Annotated in this window: 10 protein-coding genes and 1 pseudogene; 3 read left to right on the top strand and 8 right to left on the bottom strand. The window is 54.8% G+C overall.

What is annotated here, in order from left to right:
• Positions 1 to 149: 149 nt before the first annotated feature.
• The gene (locus tag GXX57_03955) at positions 150 to 404 is read right to left on the bottom strand and encodes a hypothetical protein (protein ID HHV43807.1); all 255 of its coding nucleotides are present in this window, start codon (positions 402 to 404) and stop codon (positions 150 to 152) included.
• Positions 405 to 538: 134 nt separating this feature from the next.
• Here GXX57_03955 and GXX57_03960 point away from each other — a divergent pair, with 134 nt between their 5' ends.
• From GXX57_03960 to GXX57_03970, 3 genes and pseudogenes are all read left to right on the top strand, one after another.
• Complete coding sequence (locus tag GXX57_03960; protein ID HHV43808.1) at positions 539 to 1429, top strand: hypothetical protein; 891 nt, start codon at positions 539 to 541, stop codon at positions 1427 to 1429.
• Between the two features lie 77 nt (positions 1430 to 1506).
• Positions 1507 to 2373 carry a LysM peptidoglycan-binding domain-containing protein gene (locus GXX57_03965; protein HHV43809.1) on the top strand — a complete coding sequence of 289 codons (867 nt, stop codon included), beginning with the start codon at positions 1507 to 1509 and terminating at the stop codon, positions 2371 to 2373.
• Positions 2374 to 2523: 150 nt separating this feature from the next.
• A pseudogene (locus tag GXX57_03970) lies at positions 2524 to 2933 on the top strand (hypothetical protein).
• Here GXX57_03970 and pyk read toward each other — a convergent pair.
• From pyk to rplU, 7 genes are all read right to left on the bottom strand, one after another.
• On the bottom strand, positions 2907 to 4379 hold the full coding sequence (gene pyk, locus GXX57_03975; protein HHV43810.1) for a pyruvate kinase: 1473 nt from the start codon (positions 4377 to 4379) through the stop codon (positions 2907 to 2909). The pseudogene GXX57_03970 and the gene pyk overlap by 27 nt on opposite strands.
• Positions 4380 to 4394: 15 nt before the next feature.
• On the bottom strand, positions 4395 to 5696 hold the full coding sequence (locus GXX57_03980) for a homoserine dehydrogenase (GenBank protein ID HHV43811.1): 1302 nt from the start codon (positions 5694 to 5696) through the stop codon (positions 4395 to 4397).
• A 16-nt stretch (positions 5697 to 5712) separates the two neighbouring features.
• Positions 5713 to 6837: a glutamate 5-kinase gene (gene proB, locus GXX57_03985; protein ID HHV43812.1), complete on the bottom strand. Its 1125-nt coding sequence runs from the start codon at positions 6835 to 6837 to the stop codon at positions 5713 to 5715.
• A 30-nt stretch (positions 6838 to 6867) separates the two neighbouring features.
• Positions 6868 to 8151, bottom strand: a complete 1284-nt coding sequence (gene obgE / locus GXX57_03990; GenBank protein HHV43813.1) for a GTPase ObgE — start codon at positions 8149 to 8151, stop codon at positions 6868 to 6870.
• Between the two features lie 238 nt (positions 8152 to 8389).
• Positions 8390 to 8698 (bottom strand): 50S ribosomal protein L27, encoded by a 309-nt coding sequence (rpmA, locus tag GXX57_03995; GenBank protein ID HHV43814.1) that lies wholly within the window; start codon positions 8696 to 8698, stop codon positions 8390 to 8392.
• Positions 8685 to 9044: a ribosomal-processing cysteine protease Prp gene (locus GXX57_04000; protein HHV43815.1), complete on the bottom strand. Its 360-nt coding sequence runs from the start codon at positions 9042 to 9044 to the stop codon at positions 8685 to 8687. The genes rpmA and GXX57_04000 overlap by 14 nt, the downstream gene beginning before the upstream one ends.
• 6 nt (positions 9045 to 9050) lie before the next feature.
• The gene (rplU, locus tag GXX57_04005) at positions 9051 to 9446 is read right to left on the bottom strand and encodes a 50S ribosomal protein L21 (protein ID HHV43816.1); all 396 of its coding nucleotides are present in this window, start codon (positions 9444 to 9446) and stop codon (positions 9051 to 9053) included.
• Positions 9447 to 9957: the final 511 nt, after the last annotated feature.

Raw genomic sequence — 9957 nt, forward strand, 5'->3', positions numbered from 1 at the left:
ATTCTGGGCGAGGTAAAAAAATGACATTTTCCCCTACATAACGCCGACATGGCCAGAGGTCTGCAAACCCTTTCGTACCAAGGGTTTGAGACCTCTGTTTCTGACTATAACTGCAAAAGATGGGATTGTACCCACTCCTTCTCTAGAAGTCAATCCTTGGCAGGTGCAGATTCCTCCGGCTTATCCTTAGGTTCTTCCTGTAAGGCCTCCATTTCCTCAATGGCCGCCCGCACCGCCTTTAATCCTTCCAACAGGGCCGCCTCATGGGCCCGCAAGGCCTCTAGGGCCGAGGAGTAGGGAGAAGGAGGGCCTTTTACTTCTGGACAGCCGCAAGGATACGGATATCCCCGATAGGCCCAGGGCCGGGCATAACTATGGTATGGAACTTGTTGGTACCGCCACATCATAATCCCCCCATTTTCTGCTGTTCTTTACTTAGTCTATGTAATCTGCCCAGGGCCTGTGTCCGCTACCGCTAATTTCCACAAGGTAGTGGATGACAATAAACCGAAATATCTCCATAATAGGGGGGATTTATGTGAAGAAATTGCTGCTTGTCAGTTTATCTCTTTTCTACTTGGCTGCCTGCACCGCCCCCGTGGGGGTGGACACCGGGATCATCGGTACCATCATCATCCTTCGGGAGGGCCACCTGCAGGGCGATCTGGAAACCATCGTGGGTTTGTTTGCCGACCCCTTCACCAACACCACCGGGGAGCAGATCACCCGCCTCGACCTTTGGACACACTTGGCCGCCTTTTACGAACAGTATGTATACTTAGTCTATGAAGTCGATCTGGTAGAGGTACAAAACATAGCGCCGGACCTGGTCCTGGCCACCATCAGCACCCATTCCGTAGCCCAAGGTCCACAACTCTTTCTGACCACCTGGAAGACAGAACGGTTGACCCTGAAATACGTGGGTCAGTGGCAGATCATCGCCCAGGAAATCCTGACCCTGGAAGAATCTGTGGAACCTGAGGAACAGCAACCTCCCTTCACCCTGGATGTGCAGATCGTAGGGCCCCAAACGTTCCAAGAGAAGGTCCGGGAAAGCTTGCGACTACTATATGAAACCAGTTATGAGCATTTTGCCCTGGTCAACCAAACCTTGAACAAGATCCAAGCGGGAGAGCATTCGGGAGCAGAGGTCTGGACCCGCACCTTCGTGATCGGGCCCGCCTCCCAGAACACGGATCCCTACTGGCTTGCTTCCATCATTCTTCACGATACGGTCCATGTGGTTCAATACCTAGAACAGCGCACCTTTTTCGGGAAAGAGGCGGAACTGGAAGCACTGGAGGTGCAACTAGCCGGGCTCATCGCCATGAAGGCACCGGAGCACCATATTACCTACATCCAACAGATCCTGGCGGATCCCGATGGTAACAACTACTGGGACGGCGACTACAACGACCGCAACTGGTAGGCCCTTTGGATTTCCCGAGACCTTCCTTCACACTTTCGCGTATTGAGCAATATCATATAGCGAAAAAGCCATTAATCATGTTTCGGAAGGAAGGGAAATGCATGACCTATAACCCCTACGACTATGATCCGGTATATGGGTATGCTACCTATGCCGAGTTTCCCTGGCCTGCCGTCCAAGACTACTCCCAAACAACGGAACCAGTAGCTCCACAGCACACGTGTCCCGTCGGTACTTTCGCCTACACGGTGGTACCAGGGGACACTCTGTTTTTCATCGCCCAGCGCTTCGGCACCACCGTCAACGCCATCTTGGCCGTCAACCCCCAGATTACCAACCCCGACCTGATCTTCCCCGGGCAAGTAATCTGCATCCCCAGCCAGCAACCGCCACCGCCACCGCCCACTTGTCCGCCAGGCTCATTCCGGTATACGGTGCAGCCGGGAGACACGTTATTCTTCATCGCCCAACGCTTCGGCACCACGGTCAATGCCATTTTGGCCATTAACCCGCAGATTACCAATCCCAACTTGATCTTCCCAGGGCAAGTAATCTGTGTGCCCAGCCAGCAACCGCCACCGCCACCACCCACTTGTCCGCCAGGCTCGTTCCGGTACACGGTGCAGCCAGGAGACACGTTATTCTTCATCGCCCAGCGCTTTGGCACCACGGTCAATGCCATTTTGGCCATTAACCCGCAGATTACCAATCCCAACCTGATCTTCCCAGGGCAGGTAATCTGTGTGCCGGGAGCACAGCAGCCACCACCACCGCCACCACCCACTTGTCCCCCAGGCTCGTTCCGGTATACGGTGCAGCCAGGAGACACGTTGTTCTTCATCGCCCAACGCTTCGGCACCACGGTCAATGCCATTTTGGCCATTAACCCGCAGATTACCAATCCCAACTTGATCTTCCCAGGGCAAGTAATCTGCATACCCTAACCAGGAAGTCGAGGGGCGTCAGAGACTCTGACGCCCCTCGATCTTTACGAAGTCCTTCCAATTTCTCTTTCCGCCACCGCTGGGGCCGCCCCACCAAGGGTACCGTTTTCTTTCAGGGAGTTAACCCAGGCTCTAACCCATACTAAACCCATGATCTACAGATTCTTGACCTACGGGATGATCGGTTGGCTAATGGAGATAATCTGGACGGGGTTGGGCTCCATCTTGCGGGGAGAATGGCGCCTGGTGGGACAGACTTACCTGTGGATGCTACCCATCTACGGCTGTGGCATCCTACTGGAGCCTATCCACGAACGGATCCGCCCTCTGCCTTGGTTTTTCCGGGGGCTAGTGTGGACGAGCCTGATTTTCGGAATCGAAGGGGCACCGGCACCCTTTTGAAGATGATCATCGGCAGCTGTCCCTGGGATTACACCGGCACACCCTTAGCCGCCTGGGGAGGCACCATCCGCCTGGATTATGCCCCCCTCTGGTTCGGGGTAGGCCTCGGTTTTGAACAGCTGCACGACCTATTACACAGAATACGCATCTCCCTTTGATTCCAATTGGTGTACCTTGAGGAAATTGGTACTCACCGGGGTGCTCCCCCCTACACCGGCGGTGATGACCACATAATCTCCACTGGAAGCAATTCCCAGCCTCCTTGTACATTCGGCACTGAGTTCGATGACGGTATCGGTATCCTGGGCAAAATCCACGATCGTGGGGAAGATCCCCCAGACCAAGGAAAGCTTCCGGGCCACCTTCTCCGAAGGGGTCGTGGCCACGATGGGAGTACTGGGCCGAAAGCGAGCAATCTTCCGGGCGGTACTACCCGAACGGGTAGAGGAAACAATGGCCTTTAAACCTAGCTCGTGGGCCGTCACACAGGTGGCATGACAAATGGCATCGGCAATGTTGGGCACCGTCTGGGCCGCCACCCTCTGTAAGATCTCCTGGTTGGGCACCGCATCATCGGCCCGATCAGCAATGGAACGCATCACCTGTACTGCCTCCACCGGGTACTTGCCCACCGCGGTCTCGCCGGACAACATTACCGCGTCGGTGCCATCGAAGATGGCATTGGCCACGTCGGCCACCTCGGCCCGGGTAGGCCGGGGATTGCGCACCATGGAATCCAGCATCTGGGTAGCGGTGATCACCGGTTTGCCCTTCTCATTGCAGCGACGGATGATCAACTTCTGGTACAGGGGTACCTCTTCAGTGGGCAGCTCAATACCCATGTCGCCCCGGGCCACCATGACACCGTCGGCGGCATCGATAATCTCCTCAATATTCTCGATCCCCTGCATGTTTTCAATCTTGGCAATGATATCAATATCTGCGCCCAACTCATCCAGCATCTTGCGCACCTCGAGGATGTCCTTGGCCTGCCGGGTGAAGGAAAGGGCAATGAACTCCACATCCTGTTCACAGGCAAAGCGAATATCCTCGATATCTCGCTCAGTGATGGACGGTAGATCCACCGGAATGCCCTGGAGGGTCACCCCCTGTCGGCTCTTTAGAATACCGCCGTTGGTAACTTGGCACACCAACTCCCCTTCGGCTACCTCCTGCACCCGCAGCTCAATCAGGCCATCATCGATGAAAATGACGGTGCCAGGCTTCACATCCCGCAACAGATGGGGATAGGGTACCGAGACCCGGGCACTGGTACCCATGATGGGCTCGGGAGTCAATCGAAAGGTCTGCCCCTTGCCGAGGATGATGGGCTCAATCACATCTCCGGTCCGGATCTTCGGACCCTGGATATCAAACATGATGCCCACATGAAGGTTCAGTTCTTCCGCGGCCTGGCGCACATGGGCCACCCGGGCCCGGTGTTCTTCATGGGTCCCATGGGACAGATTCAAACGCACCACGTTTACTCCATATCGGATCAAATCACGAATGATTTCGTAGTCCTCCGAAGCCGGGCCGAGGGTACAGATGATCTTCGTCTTTTGTTTTGCGCGTTGAAGCAAGAACTCATTTACCACCAACAAAGTGCCCCTTTCCTGTTAACGATGCAGTCGTAAACATAACGGCTTGCCCCGCACATAATCCTGCTGGGCTAGCTCTTCCATAGCTTCCTTCATCGCCGCTTCCTTAGCCAGGTGCGTAATGATCACAAGGGGGACATAATTGTCTTTTCCATGAATCTCCATCTGCAGTACCGAGGCAATGCTGATATCCAATTTCCCCAGGATGGAACCCACCTGGGCCAGGATCCCCGGTGCATCATAGGCGAAGAATCGGATATAAAAACGATTGGAGACTTGATCCAATGGCACCAGTTTCGGCTCTTCACAAGGGTCGATGGTACGGTTACAATAGCCCACACCATTTCTTAAGAGCAGATCCCGAGAGAGATCCACAATGTCACTCACCACGGCACTGGCGGTGGGTCGCTGGCCCGCGCCGGGACCGTAAAACACCGTATTGCCCACAAAGTCCCCTGTCACAGAGACCGCATTCAATTCATAATTAACCGAGGCCAACAGATGGCTTTTGGGCACCAAGGTGGGATGAACCCGCAAATCCAGACCCTCAGCGGTATTCTTAATGATGGCCAGCAACTTGATGACATAGCCGAAATTCCTGGCAAAATCGATGTCCATCTTCGTGATCTCCGTAATCCCCTCCACGTGGATCTTCTCGAAATCCACCACCGTGGAGGAAACAATGGAGGCCAAGATGGCCAACTTATGTGCCGCATCATAACCACTGATATCCAACGTGGGATCCGCCTCGGCAAAGCCCTTGGCCTGGGCCTCCCCCAAGGCCTCGTCAAACTCCATGCCATCCTCATACATCTTGGTAAGCACATAATTGGAGGTACCGTTTAGGATCCCTTCGATACTGAGGATCTTGTTGCCCACCAGCCCTTCCTTCAAGCCTTTGATGATAGGAATGCCGCCCCCCACACTGGCCTCAAAGAGTAGATCCACCTGATGGGCGCGGGCTAATCTAAACAGTTCCCGCCCTTTGGTGGCAATCAAAGCTTTGTTAGCTGTCACCACGTGCTTTCCAGCCCGGATGGCCCGTTGGACCAGGTCATAGGCCACGCCAGTACCACCGATGGTCTCCACCACCACTTTGATCTCCGGATCCTCCAGGATCACCGCGGGATCCTCACTACACACCACGCCCGCAAGATCTAGGTCTACCCGATCCCACCGGACGTCTACCGCGGCTTTCAGGCAGTAATCTATACCGGTACGGGACCGCAAAAGCTCCCGTTGCTCCAACAGTAGTCGGGCAACTCCGGTCCCAACGGTCCCCATCCCCAGGATTCCTACATCAAGTCTATTACCTGCCAATAGCGACTGCCTCCCCTTACGAATGTCTCTCACCATTAATACCAGGTACGATCACCAAATTGTCCCGGTGAATCACTTCGTCGTAATAAGCCCCTTCCAATACCGTACCCAACTGGTGGGTCTTTAGGCCCATAATCCGGGCAACTTCCGCAGCCGAATAATTCACCAGACCCCGTCCAATCTCACGGTCTGCTTCATCCACCACAAGGACCAAATCTCCCTGGTCGAATTCTCCCTCCACCCCCACCACTCCGCTGGGGAGCAGGGATTTCCCGTGCCACAGCAAGGCCTCCCGGGCTCCCTGGTCCACCCGGACCTTACCCTGGGGTTCCTGGTAGAAAGCCAACCACCTCTTCTTGCCCATAATCCGTTGGGTACTGGGCAGAAACGTGGTCCCAACGCGCTCCCCCGCCAGGATCCGCCGCAATACATCGGGGGTCCTACCGTTGGTCAAATGAACCGTAATCCCACAGGCCACCGCGGTCTGGGCCGCCTGCAGCTTAGTGATCATCCCACCGGTTCCCACCTTACTGCTGCTACCCCCTGCGGCCTGGAACAATGCCTCGTCGATGGTGGCCACCTCGGAGAGAATCTCCGCATCGGGGAACCGGTGCGGATCCTTGGAATACATCCCATCCACGTCGGAGAGGATGATCAGGCGATCCGCATCCACCAAGGCCGCCACCAAGGCGGAGAGGCAATCGTTGTCCCCAAAACACAGTTCGTCCACCGCTACCGTGTCATTTTCGTTAATTACTGGGATTACACGGAAATCCAATAACTTCTGCAAAGCATGCCGGGCATTAAGATAACGATCCCGGGCCATCAGATCCGCCCGGGTCAAAAGCACTTGGGCAGTGGTCTGTCCGTACTCGCTGAAGAGTTTCTCATAGACCTGCATCAACAAGCCCTGACCCACCGCGGCCACCGCCTGTTTTTCCGCGATGGAATCGGGCCGTCGGTTCAGGCCCAACTTTCCCATTCCCGCCCCCACTGCCCCAGAACTGACCAGGACCACCTCATGGTCCATATTGCTCAAGTCGGATATTTGGCGCACCAACCGTTCCATCTGCAAGAAGTCCAACCTACCGTTGGCGTGGGTCAAGGTGCTCGTCCCCACTTTCACCACAATCCTGGCCATATGGTTCTCCTCACCGCTTCCAAAAAGGCATTATTCCACGTAATCGAATTCAAAATCGCCAATAATCACCGTATCGCCATCGGTGGCACCGGCCTCTTTCAACGCCGCGATGATCCCCGCCTGCTCCAATCGACGGGAGAAATAGCGCAGGGCATCCTTGTTTTCCAGGTCCACACGCTCCAGGAAGTGCTCAATTCCAGGGCCCTCCACCACAAAGGCCCCATCCCGCTTCACCACAGTAAACTCCTGTAACGATGGCCGGCGGGCTCTTGGTCGATGGACGTAAATCTCCTCGGTACTGGCTACTGCCTTGGGCGCTTTGAGCTTTTGCAGTTCAGAGTAGATCCGATATTTCAGTTCTTGGACCCCTTGACCCGTGGCCGCGGAAATGGGCAGCACCTCCACATCCCCGAGTCTTTCCATCAACCGGGCCAAGGCCTCCTCCCACCGATCCCCCAACAGGTCGATCTTGTTGGCACAGAGGATCTGTGGCAGCTGTGCAAGGTGGGGGTTATAAGCCGCCAGCTCACGATTAATGGTCTGGACATCGTCCACGGGGTCCCTTCCTTCACTGCCGGACAGATCCACCACATGCACCAACAGCCGAGTACGCTCTACGTGCTTAAGAAACTGATGCCCCAAACCAAGACCCTCCGCGGCTCCCTCAATCAAGCCGGGTAAATCGGCCATCACAAAGCTCTTCCCCGGCTCCACCGACACCACTCCCAAATTGGGAACTAAGGTGGTAAAGGGATAGTTAGCGATCTTGGGTTTGGCGTTGGACATACTGGAAAGCAACGTAGACTTGCCCACATTGGGGTAACCGATCAGGCCGACATCGGCTAAAAGCTTCAGTTCCAAACGCAAATTCACCAGCTGGCCCTTTTCTCCCTTTTCGGCGAAGTTGGGAGCTTGCCTCTGGGGCGTGGTAAAACGGGCATTGCCCCGGCCACCGCGGCCTCCAGCGGCCACCAGCAAACTCTGATTGTGTTCGGTCAGATCACCCAGCAACCGGTTCACTTCATCGTATACCAACGTGCCTACGGGCACGTAGATTATTAGATCTTCGCCCCGCTTGCCAAACTGCTTCTTCCCCGTTCCCGGTTCGCCGTCTCCAGCCCGATAACGCTTTTTGTAACGAAGGTCCACTAGGGTATTCAGGTTTTCATCGGCCACAAGGTAGACGTCCCCACCATCGCCGCCGTCGCCACCGTCGGGACCTCCCGCCGGTATATATTTCTCCCTGCGAAAGCTAACCGCTCCGTTTCCGCCACGGCCTCCTTCGACAGTAATCTCCACCTCATCGATAAACATAACCTTCTCCTCTTCCTCGCTTGGTATCCCTAGGCAGAAGAGCCCCGTCAACTTCGGTGCACACTCAAATGTATCTTACCCGGGTTATCAAAGCCGTATGACCACTGGGAGGGAACTGGGAAACAACCACTCCACTAATCCACCCAAATGATACCAAGATTCCTAGGCAAAGGCAACATGAAAAAGAGCCCTCTCCCTTTTAGGAAGAAGGCTCTCTCCTCTAGCAACTTACATCCGCTTATCCAACCATGGCTACGGATTCTTCTTCGACGTAAGGCTCGATACTCACATAACGACCCATCCGTCCCCTGTTTTCGAAAACCACATAGCCATCGGTTTTCGCAAAGAGGGTATGGTCCTTGCCCACACCTACGTTCTCTCCGGCCTTGAACTTAGTTCCCCTCTGCCGAACGAGAATGCTGCCTGCGGTAACAAATTGTCCGTCGTGTCGCTTTACACCAAGTCGTTTCGCTTCACTATCTCTTCCGTTACGGGTACTACCCACACCCTTTTTCGAAGCAAACAGCTGTAAATCAAAGCGTAGCATTGGGATCAGGCCTCCTTTCTAAGCGCAGTCTCACAAAATCTGGGTACTGATCCACTATCTCTTTGAGTCCACCAAGCAACGTCTGCAAAAGCAAATCTGCAGCGTGCTTCTCCCCCGGGGATAGGGCCCCATAGTTGTCAATCCGACAAAACAACTCCCCCGGTCCCTGTCGGACAGTGGGGTTCAAGCCCACCTGCTCGATAAGGCCTTTGGTCACAGTCAAAGTCAAGGCAGAAACTGCGGCACAAACTATGTCATAGCCTCGCTCAGCATAGCCGCTGTGACCTGCCGCGTGAAAACCAATTAGCTCTCCCCGGGGGCTATGGAAAAATTCAACGGTAATCATCACTACTTAGCTAACAATCTGATCGATCCGCAGCTTCGTGTAAGGCTGGCGGTGACCCTTCTTCCGGCGATAGTTCTTCTTGGGCTTGTACTTGAACACGATGATCTTTTTGCCCTTGCCGTTCTTCACCACAGTGGCCACTACCTTAGCTCCCTCCACGAAGGGCTTCCCGGCAGTAATGTTGCCATCTTCAGCCACAAGCAAAACCTCGCTCAGTTCCACCGTAGCTCCCTCATCCGCGTCAAGCTTTTCCACGAAGATCTCCTGTCCTTCGGACACCCGGTATTGCTTGCCACCGGTCTGAATAATCGCGTAACGCACGGGCTCCTGCACCCCCTTTAACGTCGACCCTAGTGTCGACAGGCTCGCCGGAATCAGGTAGGTCTTCACCTTTGAACCCATTCCGAGCGGCTTCGGCAATTTGAAAAAGCAAACTGCCTACGCACCCGATTCTAACACACTGGCCCAAGCTTGGTCAAGATCCGACCCCAAGGGGGTTCACCTTTACACGCAGTCGGATTACTCCTGCGGCAGCCGGAGGATCCAGTCCACGACAGATCCGCAGACATGACACTCGTGCCGTGGCCCCTTTGAACTCTGCGCTTTAACCGTATAACTCCAATCACCTAGACCACCATCTTCCTAACTTGCCACGGTGAGACTCTGGGGATTAGCATGCCGAAGGGTTTTTGTATCACGCGTCATATATAAAAGAGTCAGCTGAGCACGGTCCGGTGGAATGCTAAACAATCAAACCGAGAAGCTTTGCAAGGAGTGTCCCTTGACCCCGGATCTCGCAAGGGTCGGTTACGATAGTGCATTTTTTGTAAAACCAAGCCGTTTTTGTCCCGGTGGGTTCATCAAGAGGGAGTTTTGGCAGGTTCAGCAGTAAATCTGTTGACATAAACTAGTA

This window comes from Bacillota bacterium, from assembly GCA_012839765.1.
Classification (GTDB): Bacteria; Bacillota; Limnochordia; order DUMW01; family DUMW01; genus DUMW01.